This is a genomic window from Nocardioides cynanchi (assembly GCF_008761635.1).
GTDB lineage: Bacteria > Actinomycetota > Actinomycetes > Propionibacteriales > Nocardioidaceae > Nocardioides > Nocardioides cynanchi.
Genome location: NZ_CP044344.1, coordinates 2666381 through 2686538, shown reverse-complemented (window position 1 = coordinate 2686538; position 20158 = coordinate 2666381). Strand labels below are relative to the sequence as shown.

The window sequence follows — 20158 nt, the reverse complement described above, 5'->3', positions numbered from 1 at the left end:
GACCTCATGTCTTCCCCAAGGGCACGTCGTCGGCAGCGCAGCACCCGCGTGGTGACTGCTGCCGCACTCCTCGCCATCTCGGCGGTCGTCGTTCTCGGCGCCGCCATCAGTCGATCGCTGACACTGGTCACGATCGCCGCCGTCCTCGCCGTGGCCCTCGGAGCCGCGGCGGCCCGGATCATCTACTCCGAGCTGCTCGACTCGCGCCGCGCCGCCGCCGCCGACCGGGCCCGTCAGGCCCAGGCCTACCGCGAGATCGCCGAGGCGCGGTCCGCCGAGCACCAGGAGTTCGCCTCCGCGATGCAGCACCGGGTCGGCCTCGCCGAGCGCTCGGTGACGCAGCTCGAGTCGGCCGTGGTCGCCTCCCAGGGCCGCGCCGCCGAGGCGATGCGCAAGGTCAACCAGGAGGCCCGTCGCGCCGACCTCGCCGAGGCCGAGAGCGGTCGCCTGGCCGTGGCCCTCGACGAGTCCGAGAATCGCGCGGCCGAGGCCATCGTCCGGGTGGCCGAGCTCGAGCATTACAACGACGTCCTCCGCGCCGAGCTCGACACCGCAACGAACTGGCACCCGCCGCAGGTCCGGCACGCCTGACCGAGTCGGCGCAAACAGACACCCGTACGACGCCGAGTCGGCACAAACAGGCACTCAGTACGCGCTGAGTCGGCGCAAACACGCACCCGTCTGCCGCCGAGTCGGCGCAAAGACGCACCCGTTTGCCGCCGAGTCGGCGCAAACAGGCACCCGTACCGGGCCGAGTGATTGCGAATGACAGCCTCTTTGCGCCGACTCAGCGGGATCTAGCTGCCTCTTTGCGCCGACTCGGCGAGGGAGGAGCGCAGGGCGCGGTGGATGCCGCCGGGAGTCAGGATGCCGACGAACCGGGCGCCGTCCTTGACGCCGATCATCGGTCGGTCGTCGCGCAGGAGCACGGCCAGCGCCTCCTCCAGGGAGGAGTCCAGGTCGATGGCCGCGCCGAGGTCGCCGGTCGCGACGCCGTCCAAGGGCTCGAGGTGCGCGGGGTCCAGGCGGGTCACCGCCAGCCGGCGCAGGCCCGCCGTGGAGCCGACGAAGTCCGAGACGAAGTCGTCGGCGGGGCGCGCCAGCAGCTCCGCCGGGGTGCCGAACTGCGCGAGCCGGCCGCCCTCGGCGAGCACCGCCACCTTGTCGCCCATCTTCACGGCCTCGTCGATGTCGTGGGTCACCAGGACGACGGTCTTGCCGAGCTCGCCCTGGAGCTTGAGGAACTCGTCCTGGAGCCGCGCCCGCACGATCGGGTCGACCGCCGCGAACGGTTCGTCCATCAGCAGCACCGGCGGGTCCGCCGCCAGCGCCCGCGCGACGCCGACGCGTTGCTGCTGGCCGCCCGAGAGCTGGTGCGGGTAGCGGTCGGCGTACAGGTCGGGGTCGAGCCCGACCAGGGCGAGCAGCTCGCGCGCCCGCTCCTGCGCCTGGGCCTTGGGCGTCCCGATCAGTGACGGGACGGTGGCGACGTTGGTCGCGATCCGCTGGTGCGGGAACAGCCCGATCTGCTGGATCACGTAGCCGATCCGCCGCCGCAGCTGCACGGGATCCTCCGACATGACGTCGCGACCCTCGAGGAAGATCCGCCCGGACGTCGGCTCGATCAGCCGGTTGATCATCTTCAGGGTCGTGGACTTCCCGCAGCCGGACGGCCCGACCAGGCAGACCACCTCGCCGGCCGCGATCTCCAGATCGAGCTCGTGCACCGCCACCGTGCCGTCGGCGTACTTCTTGCCCACGCCCTCGAGCCGGATCATGGATTCGCCGGTGCTGCCGTCCCGCCGGGAGGAGGTAGCGTTCATGCGGTGACCCTACTAGCGGCCGACGGGATCTCCATCGCGCCCAGCTGCTACAGCCGGCTCACCAACCACTGGATCTGCGGCTCCTACCTCCAGGACCGCTCCTCCGACCTCGTGCACGCGACCGTCCAGCACCTCGAGATCACCGGGGTGTCGATCGTGCTGAGCATCGCGATCGCGTTCCCGCTGGCGCTGCTGGCGCGACGCGTGCCCCGGCTCCAGGGGCTGATCCTCGGCACCAGCACGGCGATCTACACGATCCCGAGCCTCGCCCTCTTCCCGCTCCTCGTGCCCTTCACCGGCATCACCGCCACCACCGTGGTGATCGGGCTGGCGCTCTACGCACTCACGATCCTGGTCCGCAGCATGCTCGCGGGACTGGTCGGCGTACCCGCCGAGGTGCGCGAGTCGGCGACCGGGCTGGGGTACGGCGCCACCCGGCTGCTGTTCCGGATCGAGCTGCCGCTCGCCCTGCCGGTGATGATGGCCGGGCTGCGCGTCGCCACCGTCTCCACGGTCGCGCTGACCACGGTCGGCACCCTGGTCAGCTACGGCGGCCTCGGCAACCTGATCGCGGACGGAGTGCAGAACGACTTCAAGGCCGAGCTGCTCGCGGCCAGCGTGCTCTGCGTCGTCCTGGCCTTCGCGCTCGACGCCCTGATCGTCGCCGCCCAGTGGCTGATCACGCCGTGGGCCAGGAGGCGGTCCGGATGAGGGTGCTCCGCGAGACCTGGGACTACCTCACGACCTGGTCGCACTGGCACGGTGCCGACGGGATCTGGACCCTCCTGGTCCAGCAGCTGCTCCTCAGCGTCACCGCGCTCGCCGTGGCCGTGCTGATCGGCCTCCCGATCGCGCTGTGGCTCGGGCACCTCGGCCGGGGCGGCTTCGTCGCGATCAACACCTCCAACATCGGCCGCGCCGTCCCCACCTTCGCCCTGCTCGCGATCCTGGTGACTCTCGACCACCCGGGCGTGGCGACGTTCGGTCCCTACGGCCGGGCCGGGCTGGCCACGCTGATCGCCCTGAGCCTGTTCGCCCTGCCACCGATCATCACCAACGGCTACGTCGCGGTCGACGAGGTCGCCGACGAGATCAAGGAATCCGCCCGCGGCATGGGGATGACCGGTGGCCAGCGCTTCCTGCGCGTCGAGCTGCCGCTGGCCCTGCCCCTGGTCGTCTCGGGTGTCCGGCTCGCCCTCGTGCAGGTCTGGGCGACCGCCACGATCGCGGCTCTGGTGGCCGGGCCGGGGCTCGGCAGTCTGATCACCGAGGGTTTCTACCGCACCGACTACCCCAAGGGCATCGCCGCGGCGATCGTGGTCGCGGTGGTCGCCTTCCTGCTCGAGCTGCTCGGTGCGGCCGCCGAGCGTGCGGTCGACCCGGTACGCCGGGCCGCGCGCGAGACCACCACCCGGAAAGGTGGTCGCACCCCTGTGAACGTTGGGGGATGATGAGCGTCCTGCCCTGGCAGCACAAGGGCACCGGACACGCGCGGCCTTCGGTCGCGGGACACAGAAGGTGAGATCCATGCAATTGCGATTCCTGGCCGGAGCAGCAGCAACCACCTGCGCGGCCGTCGTGCTCGCCGGATGCGGCAGCGGCACCAGCAGCACAGCCACCGGCGGCACCAGCACGCCGCCGGCATCCTCGAGCAAGGGGACCGTCACCATCTCGGGGCAGAACTTCACCGAGGCCGAGATCGTCGCCGACATGTACGCCGGGGTGCTGGCCAAGGCCGGCTACACCCCCAAGGTCAAGCTGGTCGGCACCCGCGACATCTACATGAAGGTCTTCCCCAAGAGCGTGGACGTCGTACCCGAGTACGTCGGCGGCATCCTGGAGTTCCTGAACGGCACCTACAACGGCGCCGGCGCCTCGCCGGTGACGCTGTCGGACGCCGCGAAGTCGATCAGCGACTCCCAGTCGCTGCTGAAGAAGGCCAAGATCACGCTGCTCAACCCGTCGCCGGCGACCGACAGCAACGCCTTCTTCGTCTCCAAGGACTACGCCGACCAGAACAACGTCTCGACGCTGTCCGACCTCAAGGGGAAGTCGGTCGTGCTGGCCGCAGCCCCCGACTGCAAGGGGCGCCTCGACTGTGAGGGCGGCCTGTCCAGCAAGTACGGCATCGACATCACCAAGATCCTGCCGCTGGGCTACGCCAGCCAGCAGACCTACGACTCGGTGCTGCACGGTGAGTCGCAGCTCGGTGAGACCAGTACCACCGACGGCACGCTCGACAGCCAGGGCCTGGTACTGCTCACCGACGACCTGAAGATCCAGCCGGCGGAGAACCTCGTCCCGGCGGTGTCGGCCAGCTTCCTGGCGGCCCACCCCGACGTGGCCAAGCCGCTCAACGACCTGATGGCGGCGCTGACCACCGCGAAGCTGACCGAGCTCAACGCCAAGGTCGCGGTCGACCGCGAGAAGCCCCAGGACGTCGCGGACCAGTTCCTGTCCGACGCCGGCCTGAGCTGACCCGGCCGATCAGGCCTCGGACGGGCGGACGGCGAGCGCCTCGGCGGAGATCGACTCGGGATCGAGTCCCGGGATCTCCAGCCGGGTTCCGCCCCGCCCGTCCGGCGCCCGAGCGACCCGTGCGCCTGCCAGCCCCCGGAGGTGGCCGATCACGGTGACCGCGTCGGCCCGGCGGTCCTGCTCGACGAGCCAGCCGGTGAGCCGGTGCACGGGCGGCAGGACGCTGTGGGTGAGGGAGTGCTCGCCCCACAGCTCGCGGACCCCGGCGACCAGCAGGTCCCACCACGCGTCGTCAGCCTCGGGGATCAGCACGAAGTAGCGCCACATGTCGGCGGGCAGGATGCGCTCGAGGAGAGCAAGCTCGAGCGGCTCGGAAGCACGCCGTCGTACGGACTCCAGGGTCAGCTGCTTGGTCGCCCACCGGTCGGCCAGGTCGGTCACCGACGCGCGCTGCTGGGTGATCGACGACCCGTCGGAGCGGATCCGCCAGTGGTAGACCACCTCGGGCGTGACCGCGATCTTCCGGGCCGCGAGGAACGCCTCCGTGGACGTCGGCTGGTCCTCGTAGCGGACCCCTTCGGGCCAGGACAGGTCCTGCTGCTCCCAGAAGTCGCGGCCGAACAGCTTGTTCCAGGCGAAGACGTCGCCGAGCAGGTCGGGGCAGTCGTCGATGGTGAGGGTGCGCTCGGCCGGGTGGAGGCGACTCATCCACGGCACCGGTACGAGCTCGTCGTCCTCCAGACGCGCGATGTTGCCGGTGACCAGGTCGGCGCGGGTCTGCAGGATCCTGCCCACCATCGTCGAGTAGGCGTCGGTCGGCACCAGGTCGTCGGAGTCGGCGAAGGCGAGCAGGTCGCCGGTGACGTGGCGGACGCCCTCGTTGCGGGCCGCCCCGAGCCCGCGGTTGGGGGTGCGCACCACCCGGACCCGGTCGTCGCCGGCCGCCACCTGCTCCGCGAGCTCCGCGGACCGGTCGGTCGAGCCGTCGTCCACGACGATCACCTCGAGCCTGCGATGGGTCTGGGCGAGCAGGCTGGACAGGCACGCCACGACGTAGGGCTCGACGTCGTGGACCGGGACGACGACGCTCACGAGGGGGGAGTTCCGTCGCCACACGGTCCGCACTGTACCCACGCTTGTCGAGGCTCCAGCCTCGCTAGGATGAGCGGACGCTCGAGACGCCCCCCGGGGCAAGGAGGACGTTCCCTGATGCGTGGTGGGGTGCGGCTCAGGCGCAGCGTCCACCGGCTCGGACTCGCGACGGCGCGACGCCTTCCGGGTCCCGTGCGGGTCCCCCGCCTGCTCAGCGTCGTCGTACCCGTCCGCGAGTCGGACGCGGAGCTCGACCAGTGCCTGAGGGCACTGCGCCACCAGACCCACCCCGCCTGCGAGGTCGTGGTCGTGGACCTCGGGACCTCCCCGACGGTGGCCGACGTGGCCGCACGGCACGCCCAGGAGGACTACCGGGTGCGCGTCGTCCGAGCCGAGGGCGGCCTGGCGGCCGGGCGCAACCGCGGAGCCGAGCTGGCCGTGGGGGAGTACCTCGCGTTCGTGGACGCCGACGACATCGTGACCCGGCACGGCTTCGCTGCCACGCTGGCCGCCCTCGAGGAGTCCGGCTCGGACCTCGCGGTCGCCGCGTACCGTCCTACCCGGCGCGGTCAGGTGTTTCCGGTCGCGGGACCGATCGCGGCGCTCCACAGCGTCCGGCGGCTCCACACCTCGGCCGCGGTCGTGCCCGACCTGCTGGCGAACACGGTCACCGGTGCCCGCGTGTTCCGGCGCAGCGCCTACGTCGCCGGCAGGTGGCGGTTCGCCGACCTGCCGAGCTGCGACGACGCCCACAGCGTCACCTCCTACCTCGGGGCGACGGGGGTCGACGTCCTGACGCACGTCGGCCTGCTGGTGCGCCGGCAGTCCGACCGGGCGCCGCTGACCCGGCGTACGACGGACCTCGACGGCCTGCGCGCCCTCGGCGCGGGGGCCCGTGCTGCTGCCGACCTGCTGCCCGCTCGGCTGGCTGAGGTGTACGTCGCGGAGGTGATCGCCGGCCCTGCGGAGGCGTTCCTCGACCGGGCCTGGCGGTGCCCCGACGACTACTGGTCCGAGCTGCGTGACCTGGTCGACGACCTGCGGGTCCGCGCGGGCGACGAGGCGATGACGCGGGTGCCTGCCTACCGGAAGGCGCTGGTCGCGCTCGTGACCGCGGACGAGCGCGACCGGGCACGAGCGTTCCTGACCAGCGTGCGCCCCGACCCACGCCGCTACGCCACGACCGTCCGACGCCGCGAGGGACGCAGCGTCGTGGTCGCCGACTACGGTCCCGACTGGTCGGCGGTGTCGCCCGATGACCGGACCCTCGCGGACCTCCAGGTCGGCGTCCGTGCCGAGGTGAACGCCGTGCGCGTGCTCGACGCGTCCACGGTCGAGCTGCGGGGCTGGGCCTACCTCGACAACGTGGACCTCACCGCCGTCACCCCGTCACTGCAGCTGGTCCTGCGCTCCGACGACGGCCGGCAGGTCGAGCTCGAGGTGACCCCGGCCCGGTCCGCCGAGGCCGACGCCGCCAGTGAGCTGTGGGTGGCCGACGTCTCGACGAGCGGCTTCGTCGGCGTGCTCGACACGGACCGGGTCACCGGCAGCGGGGTCTGGAGCCTGGCCGCGCGGCTGACCGTGGACGGTCTCGAAGGCGTCGGTGGCGCGACCATCCGGCCGTGGACGATGGCCGGGGTTCCGGCCTGGACCGATGCCTCCCGACGGGTGCTGGCGGTCGACCACGACGACTTCGGTCGGTTCGAGCTGCGGGTCGAGCCGCCGGGGACCTCGGTCGCGGACCTGCGGCTCGCCGGGGACCGGCTCCTGCTCGTGGTGCCGGAGGGTGTGGACCGGGTCGAGCTCGAGCCGCTGCCGGGAGGTCCTGCGCTCGCCACGTCACGGGTCGACGCCGTGACCCACCGTGCCGACGTGTCGCTCCAGGACCTCGGCGCCGACGCGCGCTGTCGGCTGACCGGGTACGACGCCGCCGGCCGACGACACCGACTGCTGCAACCGGCGGAGCCCTTCCCCGACGATCCCCGGGTGCGGGCCGGGCGTCGTGGCGACGTCGAGGTGGTGGCCGCGGCCCGCGCTGCGGAGCTCCTCTCGGTGGAGCTCGACGGCGAGAGCCTCGTGGCCCGGCTCCGGCTGCCGTCGCAGGTGGCCGGGTGGGAGACCGCGTTGGTCGAGGGCCAGAGCGTCGTCCCTGGCACGACCGTCCCGGCCGGGCCCGGCCTCGTGGAGGCGCGCTACCCGCTGGTCCAGGCCGCGTGGGGCAGGCCGCCGCTGCCGCTTCCGTCGGGCCGGTACGCCGTCGCGGTGCGCAACCGTGAGCTGACCGACTGGGTCACCGCCCGCCCGGGGCCAGATCTGCTGTCCACCCTCCCCGTCGACGCGCTCCAGGACAGGATGCGGCTGCGGGTCGAGACCTTCGCTCCCGACGACCCGGGCGTCCGCCTCGTCGTGGGGCCGCCTCTCGCCGACGACGAGCTCGGCCGGCGACACCAGCGGCTGCTGCGCGAGGCGACCCGGGTGGAGGTCGCCGACCGCTCGAGTGTCTTCCTGCGCGCGATGTTCTCGGAGTTCGCCAACGGCAACGGCCTCGGCCTGCACGAGGAGCTGGTCCGGCGCGGGTCGTCTCTCGAGCTGCTCTGGTCGGTCGCGGACCACTCGGTGCCCGTGCCTCCGGGAGGGACAGGCGTCGTCGAGCTGAGCCGGGCCTGGCACGAAGCGGTCGCCCACTCCCGCTACCACGTGGTCGACGTCCACCAGCTCGAGTGGTTCGTGCGGCCTCGTGAGCAGGTGCTGATCCAGACCTTCCACGGCTATCCCTACAAGCTGATGGGGCATGCCTGGTGGGAGAAGATGGGCAACAGCGTCCAGGAGATCGGGAGCCTGGACCGGCGGACCCGCGAGTGGAGCGCGCTGGTCAGTCCGGCGCCGTACGCCACCCCGCTGCTGCGGGCGGCGTTCCTGGATCCCGCCGGTGCCGACGACGTCCCGATCCTCGAGATCGGCTACCCACGCAACGACGCGCTGCTGCGGCCGGAGGCGTCGGTCCTGCGCACCCGGACCCGCGCGTCCCTCGGCCTCGCCGACGACGCGGTCGCCGTCCTCTACGCCCCGACCTTCCGCGACTACCTCTCCGCCGAGGACCGGACGGCCCGCACCGTCAGCTTCTTCGACGCCGACCAGGCGCTCGCGCAGCTGCCGGACAACTACGTGCTGCTGATGCGCGGGCATGCCTTCAACGCCCGGATCCGCGCCGACCGGGTGAGGTCCACCGAGCGGGTCATCGACGTGACCGACCATCCCGACGTCACCGAGCTGATCCTCGCCTCCGACGTCGCCGTGCTCGACTACTCGTCGCTGCGCTTCGACTACGTGCTGTCCGGCAAGCCGATGGTGTTCCTGGTGCCCGACCTCGCGGCCTACGACCGAGCCAGGGGAGGGCTGGTCCCCTACGCCGAGACGGCGCCCGGCCCGCAGACCACGAGCACCGAGGAGACGGCGACCTGGCTGGCCGACCTGCCGCGGCTGACGACGCAGTACGCCGAGGCACGCCGGCGTTTCCGCAGCGACTTCGTCGGGCTCGACGACGGCCAGGCGGCCTCCCGCCTCGTCGACGCGCTCTTCGTCCCCCGCGGGGACGGGTGAGGTCACCGGGCGCAAGGGGGTCGGCGTTTCGCAGGACCTGCGACTGCCCCGCTGGCTTGGTGCGCAGGTCTCGACCGATGACGCGAAGCCCATCGGGTTCAGGTAACTTCGGCGCGTGAGTCGACTGGGAGACGCCGTACGCCGGCGTCCGCGGGTGCACGCCGCGGCCCGTCGCCTGGCCCGGACCCGGATCGCCCGCACCGCTCGCGCCCGGCTCCGGCCGCCCGCGATCAGCGTGATCGTCCCGTTCTACAACGTCGAGGAGTACCTCGCCGAGTGCCTCGACTCCCTGCTGGCGCAGGACTTCGGTGACGTCGAGGTGCTCCTCGTCGACGACGGTTCGCCGGACGGCTCGCGCGCGATCGCCGAGGACTACGTACGCCGCGACCCTCGGGTCCGCCTCCTGACCCGGCCGAACGGCGGGCTCGGAGCCGCCCGCAACACGGGGGTCCGCGCCGCCCGCGGGAGCTTCCTCACCTTCGTCGACTCCGACGACCTGGTGCCGCCGGGCGCGCTCCGGGTGCTGGTCGAGACCGCACGCCGGACCGGGTCGGACATCGTGGTGGGGTCGGTCGAGCGCTTCGACAGCCTGGCCACGTGGAGCCCCGACTGGGTGACCACCGTGCACGGCGAGCAGCGCGAGCGGATCACGATCGAGGAGTTCCTGCCGCTGCTGCGCAACCTCTACACCTGGAACAAGCTGTACCGACGGGACTTCTGGGAGGCCCAGGACCTGTGGTTCCGCGAGGGCGTGGCCTACGAGGACCAGCCGATCGTGACCCAGCTCTATGCGCGCGCCGCGGCCATCGACATCGTCCCGGACGTCGTCTACCGCTACCGCGCCCGCGACGACAAGAGCTCCATCAGCCAGCAGACGGCGTCGGTCAAGGACCTGCGGCAACGGATCGAGGCGTGGGAGCTGAGCCGCCGTGTGTTGCTCGCCGAGTCCACGCCGACCCTGTACGCCGGGTGGTTGCAGACGCTCTTCGACGCCCACTTCCACTGGTACCTCCGCAGCCAGGGCGTCGTCGACGACGACTACTGGCGCGAGCTCGTGGCCGCCGTCCGCTCCCTGACGGCAGACGCCTCCGACGAGATCTGGCGGGCTGCGAGTCCGGCCCGTCGGGTGCTGATCACCCTCGCGCTGCTCGACCGTCGCGACGATGCCCGCGAGTTCGTCTCGCGCAACGCGTTCAAGACCGAGCAGTGGCCCGCACGGGTCGTGGAAGGCGGCGTGCTCCTCGAGCTGCCGTTCCACGACGACCCCGACCTCGACCAGTCCCTGTTCCGGCTCGACCCCGCCCAGCTCGTCGTCAGCCACGCGGTGGAGAACCTCCACTGGCGCACCACCGACGACGGCGTCGACTGCCTCATGTCGGGCTGGGCGTTCCTGCGCAAGGTCGACCTCGCGACGTACGACGCGAGCGCCGAGGTCGTCCTCGTCAACGAGCGCACCGGCGAGGAGGTCGCGTTCCCCTCGAGCGGGCCCTCGCGCACCGCGTTCCCCCCGCCGTCGGAGGACCTCTGGTGCGACTACCGGCCGGGCACGTTCAGCGTCGAGCTCCCGCTGTCCCGGGTGTGGGCGTCGGGCCGGCCGGGCGACAGCTGGCGGGCCATGCTCCGCGTCACCGCTGCGGGCTTCACGGTCGCCTGCGACATCAACCGCCTGGTCCGGTCCGGCTCCGCCGGCGCGGTCCCGGCCGCCGGGCTTCCCGACGGCGGCCGCCTGATCGCGGACTGGCGTCATGGGCGTCCGCTGGTGTTCCGCATCGACCGCCGCGGTGTCCACGTCGGCGACCTCTCGCTGCAGGGACGGACCCTGCGCGGCTCCGTCTCGGGGCGCGGGGCGCAGGAGGTCCGTGAGGTCGTGCCGCTGGGGCCGGGCGGCGGCTTCCGGGTCGGCGTCGAGGCCCACCGGTTCGAGCTGACCCTTCCCGCGGAGGTCGACCCCGCTCCCGGCCAGGTGGTCGGATGGCGGGTGCAGGGACGCGACGACTCCGACGCCGCGCGCCCGCTGGTGCCCGAGGCGACGTCGTACGACGGGCTGAGTGACGAGTCCGGTCCCACCGCGCTGGTGGTCGAGACCGACCGCAACGGCGAGCTCGTGGTCAGCGAGCGCCGCCTGGGCGCTCAGGCCGACGAGGTGCTCGTGCGCGACGCGCAGGTCGTCGTCCGCGGCCGGGTGTTCGGCCCCGGCACGTCGTCGGTGCGTGTGCTGACCCGGCACAAGAAGACGGTCTCCGCGAGCGAGCGGGTCAGCCTGTCGGAGGGCCGATTCGAGGCCGTCCTCCCGCTGACCCACGAGGTGTACCGGTTCGGCCAGCGTCCGCTGCCGACCGGTGACCACGACCTGTCGGTCGAGGTCGGCCTCACCTCGGGTGAGGTGCACGAGGTGCCGTTGACCGTGTCGATGGAGCTCAGCGCCTCCCTGCCGGTGCCGATCGCCACCGACCGGCACGAGGGAAGGGTGGTCCGCGGCCCCGACGCCGTCACCCAGATCACCCTCCAACGGCCGATCGGGGACGCCCGCGGTCAGTACGCCCAGAACCACTTCCGCCGGGCCGCCGAGGCCCGCCGGTCCGGCGGGCTCCATCGCGGCCTGCTCGTGCGGTCCTACTTCGGCGAGCTGGCCACCGACAACGGTGTCTCGGTGCAGAAGGAGCTGCGGCGCCGCGGTTCCGACCTGCCGGTCTACTGGGCGGTCCAGGACCACTCAGTCGTCGTACCGGACGGCGGTATCCCGGTGATCGTGAACTCCGCGGAGTGGTACCGCCTGCTCGGCTCGGCCCGCTACTACCTCGACAACATGTACCAGCCGGACTTCCATCGCAAGCCCGAGGGACAGGTGATCATCGAGACCTTCCACGGCTACCCGTTCAAGCAGATGGGGCGCCCGCACTGGGACAACCTCGGCTTCTCGCGGGCGCTGGTCGACTCCTACGTACGACGCGCCGCGGACTGGGACTACCTCGTGTCCCCGGCGCGCTACGCCACCCCGCTCCTGACCCGCGACTTCGTCTACGACGGCGAGGTGCTCGAGATCGGCTACCCGCGCAACGACGTCCTGCACTCCGACGAGGCCGACGAGATCCGGGCCGACGTGCGGTCGTCACTCGGCGTCCGTCCTGACCAGACCGCCGTCCTCTACGCCCCGACCTTCCGCGACTACCTGGCCCGCGACGACACGCGCGCGGTGATGCCGTCGTTCCTCGACTTCGCGCACGCACACCGGCGACTCGGCGACGACGTGGTCATCCTGATCCGGGGTCATGCATTCAACGCGCGGACCCGGCAGCGCGTCGGCCCGATCCCCGGAGCGGTGGACGTGACCGACTACCCGGAGGTCTCCGACCTCTATCTGGCGGCCGACGCGGCGATCGTCGACTACTCCTCCCTCCGCTTCGACTTCGGCGTCACCGGCAAACCGATGCTCTTCCACGTGCCCGACCTCCAGCGCTACCAGGAGAGCAGGGGGTGGCTTTTCGACTTCGAGCCCACGGCGCCGGGCCCGCTCCTGTCCACGACCGACGAGGTCGTGGACGCCCTCCTGGACCTCGACGCTGTGCGGACGACGTACGCCGACGCGTACCGCAGGTTCCACGACGACTACCTCGATCTCGACGACGGTCAGGCGGGTGCCCGGCTGGTCGATGCGGTCTTCGTGCCGCGTGGCGACGCATGACAGACTGCGTCCCGACCTCGCCCGAGACCGACCGCAAAGGAGGCTGGCGTCGTGTCCAGTGCCGAGCGGCGCGTCGTCCTCGTCCTCGGGCCCGGGCGTAGCGGCACCAGCACCGTCGCCGGTCTGCTGGCGCACAGCGGGTTCAGCGTTCCCGACGCCGTGGCTCCCGAGGAGTCCAACCCGGTGGGCTTCTTCGAGCCCGAGTGGGTGATGAGGTTCCACACCGAGCTGCTCGAACGAGCCGGCGTCCGCACCCTCGACGCCGATCCCGAGGCCCTGGCCGCGATGGCATCGGCGCTGCAGGACGGCACCGTGCGCGGCAGGCTCCGCGACTGGCTGGCCGAGTCCCTCGAGCAGCACGACCGGCTCGTGGTCAAGGACCCCCGGCTGGCGTGGTTCCACGACCTCTGGACCGGCGTCACCGCTGAGCTGGGCGAGGAGCCGGGGTTCGTGCTGATGCTGCGGCACCCGTCGGAGGTGGCCTCGAGTCGTGCCGAGTTCTACCAGTCGCGCGAGATCTCGGCGGTGGCGGGCTGGGTCAACGTCGCCCTGATGACCGAGCGACTCACCCGCGGCTCGGCACGTGCGCTGGTCCACTACTCCCGGCTGACGACCGACTGGCGCACCGAGGCGGTCCGGTTGCGCGACCGGCTCGGGCTGAGGCTCGAGCCCGGTCCCGAGGTGTCCCCGCATCCCGTGGACGAGTTCATCGACCCGACGCTGCGCCGGCGTGAGCCGGGCTGGGGCGACTCGTCGGTGCCGGCCCACCTCCGCGACCTCGCGGACGCGACGTTCGATGCCCTGGGCGACGTCGCCGACCACGGTGACTCGAGCGGGAGCGCCGAGCGACTCGACGAGCTCGGCCGGGCGTACGACGCGATGCACGCGGCCGCGCTCGACCTGGTCCGCAACCACGTCGTACGCGACCAGCGGCGAGCCGTGGAGCGGGCCCGCCAGCGGGTCCGGAAGCGGATGCGAGCGGCCGACCGCGCCCCGCGCCACACCCCCAGCTCCCAGCGTGAGAGGTCGTCGTGAGCACCCTCGTCCTGATCACCGGCACCGGCCGCAGCGGCACCAGCACCATGTCCGGTGCCTTCCACCATCTGGGTCTGCACGTGCCCGGCCCCTACCTCGGTGCCAACGAGTCCAACCCCAAGGGCTTCTTCGAGTCCCGCTGGGCGGTGCGCTTCCACAAGCAGATCACCGAGGGCGCCTCGATCCACGAGTTCGACAGTCGCCCGGAGGCGTTCGACCTGGCGCAGGCCGCGGTGACCGACGAGCTGCGCGCCAAGCTGCGCGGCTTCCTGTCCCGCGAGACCAACGGCCACGACCAGGTCGTGGTCAAGGACCCGCGCTCGGTGTGGACGCAGGAGGTCTGGCGGGCGGCCGCGGCCGAGCTGGGCGTCGACATCCGCTACATCTCGATGCTGCGTCACCCGGCCGAGGTGGTCGGCAGCCGCACCACCTACTACGCCCATCCCACCGACCAGGCGCGGCGGCGTTCCTACGAGACCTTCAACGTCGCCCGCTGGATCAACGGCTCCCTCGTCAGCGAGCGCGAGACGCGCGGGCAGTCCCGGGCCTTCGTCTCCTACGTCGACCTGCTCACCGACTGGCGACCGGTCCTGACCGGCCTGGCCGACGACCTCGGTCTCCACTACGACGTCGACGTGGCGGGGGGCGCGCCCTCGGCCGTGGACGACTTCATCGATCCCGGCCTGCGCCGGCACCGCGTGACCTGGGACGACCTCGAGGTCCCCGACGCGCTGCGCGAGATCGCCGAACAGGTCTGGTCCGGACTGCTCCGGCTCCAGGCCGCTCACGGGACGGACGACGCCGCGTCCGCGGGCCTCGACGAGCAGGCCGAGCGCTACCGCCGGCTGTTCTCGTCATCCGCCGACATCGCGCACGACGCCGTGGAGTCCGAGCGGCAGGGTCTGCGACCCCGAGGTTCCGCACGCGACGGTGCCCCGAGCGCGGCACCGGCACCGAAGCCGGCGCCCGCGGGGGTCGACGGGATGCCGGTCGGCCAGGTCGGTGGCCGCGACCTCGTGAAGGTCGTCCTGGCCCGGGCCGGCCGCAAGGTGGGTCGGCTCCGACGGACCCGGGGATGACCGGGCTGGCGCCGGAGGACGTCGGCCCCCTGCCCGACGGCTCCCACCTCCTCCACATCGGGCCGCAGAAGACCGGCTCCACGGCGCTCCAGTGGTCGCTGCACCGGCAGCGGGCCGTCCTCGCCGAGCACGGCGTCGTCTATCCCGGGCCTGGCGTACGACCGCGCTACGCCCTGGGTGCCGGCCTCGGCTACTCGACCCCGCGGGGCGGACGCCAGGCCAGCCGCCGAGCCTGGCGGCGGCTGCTGGACGAGATCGCCGACCCAGCCGCGCGCCTGGTCTGCGTCAGCCACGAGGCGTTCGGCCGGGCCACCGACGCGCAGGTCACCGAGACGGTCGCCACGCTGGGCGGCGACCGGCCCCACGTGCTGATGGTGGCGCGACGCTACGACCGCCTCCTCCCGTCGCAGTGGCAGCAGCGGGTCAAGGCCCGGATCACCTTGTCGTACGACGAGTGGCTGCAGATCGCGCTCGGCCCTCCTGCCCCCGACAACCCGGTCTGGCGCAACATCTGGGTACCCCACGACTCGGTCGAGCTGGCCCGGCGCTGGGCCGAGGCCGTCGGTGAGGACAACCTCACCGTGCTGGTGGCCGACGAGCGCGACCGCACCCTGCTGCCGTCCGTCGTCGAGCAGATGCTCGGCGTACCACCCGGCCTGCTGGCACCCGGCGACCAGGTCGTCAACCGATCCCTGAGCCACAGCGAGGTCGAGCTGCTCCGCGCGGTCAACCTGCACTTCGAGGAGCGTGGGTTCGCCGACCAGCGCTACCACCGCCTGGTCAACCGTGGGCTGATCCGCGCTCTGGTCACCGCCGATCGGCACCCCGACGACCCGCCGATCCCGCCGTTGCCGGACTGGGCGTGGACGCCGCTCGTCGAACGCAGCCGGTCGCGGGTCGAGGGCCTGGACCGGCTCGGCGTCCGGGTCGTCGGCGACTCCTCGAACCTGGTCCTGCCCGACGAACCTCCCGCCGGGGCCGTCGCCTCGCACTCCGCCGGCGAGCCCGGATCCCTGAGCATCCCGCTCGAGGTCGCGGCCCGGGCACTCGACGGCCTCGTGGACGGTGCGGTCAGGGACCGGGCACAGTCGATCCGGGCCGCCGGTCTCGACGACCCGGATCCGACCGTGGCAGACGCGGACGACGACGAGGACTATCCCGACCCTGACTGACCGGTCGGGGTCTCGGTCTAGTCGTCGTCGACGATCGTCCCGGTGGCGACTCCCTGGCTGACGACCGTGTCGAACGCGTTCACCAGACTGAGCACGAACGTCTTGTCCGGACCACGCTTGGTGTTCGGCACGGTGTAGACCAGGATCCGGTCGTTGGACGGGTCGTTGTCGTAGAGCGAGCTGTCGTCGACGGTGAAGTCCTCGCCCTTGACCGCCGTACCCCCGGTGACCTGGACGTCGGCGAAGCCGTGGCTCCGGTCGCCGTTCAGCCTGAAGACCATCGGGCTCTGGCGTGACTGCCACGGCTTGTTGAACTCCGGGGACGACACCTGGGTGTCCTGGAACCCGACCGTGCCGACGGGCGGGACGTAGTTCAGCGACTGCGGAGTCACGTAGGTCGACATGATCGGGTAGTGGTCGGAGTGGATCTCGTGGATGAAGACCGTCGAGCTGGCCGCAGGCGTCGGCGCCCAGATCTGGTCGATGTAGGCACCGCAGTGCGACTTGCTGGGCGGGCACTGGTTGTCGATGTGGGTGCCGTAGTTGTTGAGCTTCTGGCCCTGCCAGTTGGCGATCAGGTGCAGGCCTGTCAGCTTGTGGTACGGCGCCTTGGGCAGCTGCACCTGCCGGTCTGCGGCGTAGCCGATGTTGAAGTCACCGGTGACGTAGACCTGCCAGCCGGCCTCCTGCTCGGCGAGCACGGCGGCCTTGACCGCCTTCACCTGATGCACGTAGACGTGGTACGTCAGGGGCGCGTTCCGGCGCGGGCGCCCCTCGTTCATCGCGGCCCGGATCAGGTGCACGTTGATCACGGAGAACTCGTAGCCCGTGGAGATCTGGCGGAGCCGGACCACCGGAGCCCACAGGGCCTTCCACGGCATCGTGCCGCCGGTCTTGTTGCTCTCCACCCGCGTGGCGTCCGACAGCTTCACCTCCTTGGCGGAGATCAGCTCGTAGACGTGCGGGTTCCAGATCACCGGGTCCTGGGGCAGGTCCGCGGGGTGGTAGATGCGCCAGCTCGTGTCGCCGTCCAGGTACTGGCGGCGCGGCGCGGCGCCTGCCTCCTGGAGTCCGGCCACGTCGACCTGGGACTTGATGAAGTCCACGCCCTGACGGAACTGGTCGATCGGCTGGCTGATCTCGATGTTGTAGCTGCCGATCCGGAGTGGACCGGGCGCGGCGGCCTCTACAGCGCCAGCAGGTGAGGACGCTGCCGGCGCGAGGGCGAAGAGCACGCTGCCGGCGAAACCGGCGAGCGCGAGACCGAGAGACGGCCGTCGCAGGGGGTCGGTGAACCGCATTACTTCCTCCGGGGGGGTCAGAGGACCGCGGGAAGCTCCCGCGACGGTTCGAAGTTAGGGCTCCTGGCGCCGGCGCGTAGAGCGAACGCCAAGGTTTTACCGAGTTGCCTACCAAGGTCCCGACCGGGTCACCCCGAATGACTACGAGGGCTAGGAGGTCCGCACTACCCCGAGGGCGAGCAGCAACGCGGGTGGGGGAGCAGCGGCGCTCAGGCGCTCGGTGAGTCCCGGCGTACGTCGATGACGTGACCGGTGAAGTCGGAGACCATCACGTCGAGCGACGTGCGGGCCACTGCCTCGGACTCGAGCAGCGACCCCGCCGGCTCGTCCCCGAACGCCTTCGTCCGCATCGGGGTGGCGGTCCGCTCCGGGTTCACGCAGTTGACCCGGACGCCGTCACCCGCCCATTCGTCGGCCAGGGCCTGGGTGAGGTTGACGGTCGCCGCCTTGGCGGAGGAGTACAGGCTGTAGCCGCTCCGCCCACGCGTGTAGGAGCTGGAGGTGAACAGGAGCATCGAGCCCCGGGTGACGGCCAGGTGGGGATGGAAGACCTGGGCGATGAAGACCGGCGCCAGGTAGTTGATGTCGGTCGCGGCGAAGACCGTCTCCTCGCTGGTGTCCAGCAGGGCACCGCGCGGCAGCACCCCGGCGGTGTTGACGACGTGGTCGATCCGACCGCTCTCCGCCATCACCCGCTCGGCGGCCGCGACCAGGTCGGCCCGTCGCTCGACGTGAGTGCCCGTGGACGAGCGGCTGAACGAGAAGACCCGCGCTCCGTGCTGCTCGGCGAGACGGCAGATGTCGGCCCCGATGCCGTAGCTTCCTCCGAACACGACGACCGTCCGACCCGACAGTGCGGCGCGGTAGTCGTCCTCCGACAGGGGTTCGGGGGCCTCGGTCGTGACCAGCTGGAACAGCTTGTCGGCCAGGTAGACGTCGATCGGGTCGGTGACCTTCATGTTGCGCTCGTCGCCGCGCACCACCCAGATCGGCTCGTCCGGCAGGTAGCGGAGGACCACGGTGCAGTCGTCGGTGGCCTCGAACGTCGGGTCCTGGCCGGCCAGCTCGTAGGCGTGCCTGAGCACCGAGGAGCGGAACGCCTGCGGGGTCTGCCCGCGGCGCAGTGCCGCCCGCGACGGGATGTTGCGGATCGTGTTGTCGGGACCCACCTCGATGATCGTGTCGGCCGAGGGGATCGCGACGTCGACCGCCGGGTGCTGGTGGAGGGCCTCGAAGCACTCGGTGATGATCCGCTGCGAGACGAGCGGCCGGACCGCCTCGTGGAAGAGCACGTGGCTCTCCTCGGGGCCGAGCGTCTCCAGGGCCCGCTGCGTGGTCTCGTTCCGGGTCGCGCCCCCCTCGTGGATCGCGCTCACCTTGTCGTAGCCACCGTCGCGGACGATCGCCCGGACCGCGTCGAGATGGCCGGGGGCCATCATCACCACGATCTCGTCGACCATCGCGTGCTCGTGCAGGGCAGCGAGCGTGTGCTCCAGCAGCGTCTTGCCGGCCACCTTGATCAGCTGCTTGGGGATGTCGAGCCCGATCCTGACTCCCACACCTCCGGCAAGCAGTACGGCGACCCGGCGCGGCCTCGTCGAGCTGACGTCCATGTGCGCATCCTGTCAGAGGCCTCGGTGGCACCGACGCGGGCGTGAGGCCGTCGATGGGAGGGCCCCCGTAGGCTGGTCGCGGCTCGACGACGGCGGGAACGCGTTCCCGGCCCTACGACAGGAGAGCGCTCCATGACCGCAGGCGCTCGGCTGCTGCCCGAAGGCACCCGCCTGGTCCACATCGGGCCGCACAAGACCGGGAGCACCGCCATCCAGGTGGCCCTCGACTCCGCGGCGGAGCGGCTGGCGGCTCACGACGTGGCCTATGTGACGGTGGGCAGCTACCGCCCGCGGAAGGCGGGCTGGGCCCTGGGCATCCGTGGCCGCCCGGCCGGCACGGAGCGGCCGCCGATGAAGCACTGGAAGCGGTTCGTCACTGCGGTCGAGGCCAGTACGGCGGGCCGGGTCTGTGTCAGCAACGAGGACTTCGGCCGGGCCACCCAGCGGCAGGCGGCCCGGGTCGTCGCGGACCTCGGCGGTGACCGCGTCCACGTGGTCGCGGTCGCGCGCCGGCTGGACCGCTACCTCCCTTCCCAGTGGCAGGAGCGGGTCAAGGCGGGCGACGAGCGAGGGTACGACGAGTGGTTGCGCGTCGTGCTCGACACCGACGACCCCGCACCCGACTGGGACCGGCACAACGTGTGGTTCTCCCACGACGTACGGGCCCTGGCCGAGCGGTGGGTCGACGTGGTGGGACCCGAGCGGTTCACGGTGATCGTCCTCGACGAGTCCGACCGTGACCAGCTCCCGCGGACCTTCGAGCAGATGCTGGGCCTGCCTCCGGGGCTCGTGGTCCCGGACACCAGTCGCTCCAACCGCGGGCTGAGCTGGGCCGAGACCGAGCTGGTCCGGGCCACCAGCGCGATCCTGGCCGACGCCGGCTGGGAGAGGCCGCGCCGGCGCCGTGCGATCGGCCCCACCGTGCTGCGCGACATGGCCGGCCGGGCGGCGCCCGCGGGTCCCAAGTCCCCTCCCGCGCCGGAGTGGGCGGCCGCCCGGATCCGGGCCCTGAGCGACCAGCGGGTGGCCGACCTGCACGCGCTCGCCGCGCGCGGCGTGCACCTGGTCGGCGACCCCGAGCTGATGTGCATGCCCGCGGACGCACCCGTCGCGGGGACGAATGCCGGGGACACCGCGCTGCCGCCGCTCGAGGTGGAGGTGGCCGCTCGGGCCCTGGCGTCGGTGCTGGTCGCGGCCGTGCCCGAACCGGCTCGTCCGGACGAGCCCGACGCCGAGTAGCCCAGGTCACACCAGCCGGGTGTACCGCGGCGCAGGTCCGCGGC

Annotated in this window: 14 protein-coding genes; 10 read left to right on the top strand and 4 right to left on the bottom strand. The window is 71.8% G+C overall.

From position 1 onward, the window contains the following. Positions 1 to 6 precede the first annotated feature (6 nt). Complete coding sequence (locus E3N83_RS12925; protein ID WP_151083635.1) at positions 7 to 591, top strand: hypothetical protein; 585 nt, start codon at positions 7 to 9, stop codon at positions 589 to 591. Positions 592 to 797: 206 nt separating this feature from the next. Here the strand turns inward: E3N83_RS12925 and E3N83_RS12920 are convergent, their stop codons facing one another. Continuing rightward, entirely contained in the window at positions 798 to 1823 is a 1026-nt protein-coding gene (locus E3N83_RS12920) for an ABC transporter ATP-binding protein (protein ID WP_151083634.1), read from the bottom strand. Positions 1824 to 1826: 3 nt separating this feature from the next. Between E3N83_RS12920 and E3N83_RS12915 the strand changes: the two genes are divergently transcribed. The 3 genes from E3N83_RS12915 (at position 1827) to E3N83_RS12905 (ending at position 4301) form a co-directional block, all read left to right on the top strand. Continuing rightward, complete coding sequence (locus E3N83_RS12915) at positions 1827 to 2534, top strand: ABC transporter permease (RefSeq protein ID WP_151083633.1); 708 nt, start codon at positions 1827 to 1829, stop codon at positions 2532 to 2534. Further along, complete coding sequence (locus E3N83_RS12910; RefSeq protein WP_151083632.1) at positions 2531 to 3274, top strand: ABC transporter permease; 744 nt, start codon at positions 2531 to 2533, stop codon at positions 3272 to 3274. Before E3N83_RS12915 ends, E3N83_RS12910 begins: the two co-directional genes overlap by 4 nt. Before the next feature lie 76 nt (positions 3275 to 3350). Continuing rightward, on the top strand, positions 3351 to 4301 hold the full coding sequence (locus E3N83_RS12905; RefSeq protein WP_151083631.1) for an ABC transporter substrate-binding protein: 951 nt from the start codon (positions 3351 to 3353) through the stop codon (positions 4299 to 4301). Positions 4302 to 4310: 9 nt separating this feature from the next. Here the strand turns inward: E3N83_RS12905 and E3N83_RS12900 are convergent, their stop codons facing one another. After that, positions 4311 to 5417: a glycosyltransferase family 2 protein gene (locus E3N83_RS12900; RefSeq protein WP_151083630.1), complete on the bottom strand. Its 1107-nt coding sequence runs from the start codon at positions 5415 to 5417 to the stop codon at positions 4311 to 4313. Positions 5418 to 5585: 168 nt separating this feature from the next. Here E3N83_RS12900 and E3N83_RS12895 point away from each other — a divergent pair, with 168 nt between their 5' ends. The 5 genes from E3N83_RS12895 (at position 5586) to E3N83_RS12875 (ending at position 15961) form a co-directional block, all read left to right on the top strand. Next, positions 5586 to 8993, top strand: coding sequence for a bifunctional glycosyltransferase/CDP-glycerol:glycerophosphate glycerophosphotransferase (locus tag E3N83_RS12895; RefSeq protein ID WP_191907796.1), 3408 nt, complete (start codon positions 5586 to 5588; stop codon positions 8991 to 8993). Positions 8994 to 9108: 115 nt separating this feature from the next. Further along, positions 9109 to 12675 carry a bifunctional glycosyltransferase/CDP-glycerol:glycerophosphate glycerophosphotransferase gene (locus E3N83_RS12890; protein WP_151083628.1) on the top strand — a complete coding sequence of 1189 codons (3567 nt, stop codon included), beginning with the start codon at positions 9109 to 9111 and terminating at the stop codon, positions 12673 to 12675. A 51-nt stretch (positions 12676 to 12726) separates the two neighbouring features. Continuing rightward, positions 12727 to 13710 (top strand): sulfotransferase family protein, encoded by a 984-nt coding sequence (locus tag E3N83_RS12885; protein ID WP_151083627.1) that lies wholly within the window; start codon positions 12727 to 12729, stop codon positions 13708 to 13710. After that, on the top strand, positions 13707 to 14789 hold the full coding sequence (locus tag E3N83_RS12880) for a sulfotransferase family protein (RefSeq protein WP_151083626.1): 1083 nt from the start codon (positions 13707 to 13709) through the stop codon (positions 14787 to 14789). The genes E3N83_RS12885 and E3N83_RS12880 overlap by 4 nt, the downstream gene beginning before the upstream one ends. Next, on the top strand, positions 14786 to 15961 hold the full coding sequence (locus E3N83_RS12875; RefSeq protein ID WP_151083625.1) for a hypothetical protein: 1176 nt from the start codon (positions 14786 to 14788) through the stop codon (positions 15959 to 15961). Before E3N83_RS12880 ends, E3N83_RS12875 begins: the two co-directional genes overlap by 4 nt. A 17-nt stretch (positions 15962 to 15978) precedes the next feature. On the opposite strand, the gene E3N83_RS12870 is transcribed toward E3N83_RS12875, so the two are convergent. Beyond that, on the bottom strand, positions 15979 to 17262 hold the full coding sequence (locus tag E3N83_RS12870) for an exonuclease/endonuclease/phosphatase family protein (RefSeq protein ID WP_151083624.1): 1284 nt from the start codon (positions 17260 to 17262) through the stop codon (positions 15979 to 15981). A 209-nt stretch (positions 17263 to 17471) separates the two neighbouring features. After that, positions 17472 to 18875, bottom strand: coding sequence for a bifunctional cytidylyltransferase/SDR family oxidoreductase (locus E3N83_RS12865; RefSeq protein WP_151083623.1), 1404 nt, complete (start codon positions 18873 to 18875; stop codon positions 17472 to 17474). A gap of 132 nt (positions 18876 to 19007) precedes the next feature. On the opposite strand from E3N83_RS12865, the gene E3N83_RS12860 reads away from it, so the two are divergent. Beyond that, positions 19008 to 20114: a hypothetical protein gene (locus E3N83_RS12860; RefSeq protein ID WP_151083622.1), complete on the top strand. Its 1107-nt coding sequence runs from the start codon at positions 19008 to 19010 to the stop codon at positions 20112 to 20114. The last annotated feature ends 44 nt before the right edge of the window (positions 20115 to 20158 follow it).

What these genes read in the sequence shown, in the direction of transcription:
- E3N83_RS12925 (WP_151083635.1), top strand. Translation starts at nt 7, where the DNA reads ATGTCTTCCCCAAGGGCACGTCGTCGGCAGCGCAGCACCCGCGTGGTG.
- E3N83_RS12860 (WP_151083622.1), top strand. Translation starts at nt 19,008, where the DNA reads ATGACCGCAGGCGCTCGGCTGCTGCCCGAAGGCACCCGCCTGGTCCAC.
- E3N83_RS12875 (WP_151083625.1), top strand. Translation starts at nt 14,786, where the DNA reads ATGACCGGGCTGGCGCCGGAGGACGTCGGCCCCCTGCCCGACGGCTCC.
- E3N83_RS12910 (WP_151083632.1), top strand. Translation starts at nt 2,531, where the DNA reads ATGAGGGTGCTCCGCGAGACCTGGGACTACCTCACGACCTGGTCGCAC.
- E3N83_RS12865 (WP_151083623.1), bottom strand. Translation starts at nt 18,875, where the DNA reads ATGGACGTCAGCTCGACGAGGCCGCGCCGGGTCGCCGTACTGCTTGCC.
- E3N83_RS12920 (WP_151083634.1), bottom strand. Translation starts at nt 1,823, where the DNA reads ATGAACGCTACCTCCTCCCGGCGGGACGGCAGCACCGGCGAATCCATG.
- E3N83_RS12905 (WP_151083631.1), top strand. Translation starts at nt 3,351, where the DNA reads ATGCAATTGCGATTCCTGGCCGGAGCAGCAGCAACCACCTGCGCGGCC.
- E3N83_RS12870 (WP_151083624.1), bottom strand. Translation starts at nt 17,262, where the DNA reads ATGCGGTTCACCGACCCCCTGCGACGGCCGTCTCTCGGTCTCGCGCTC.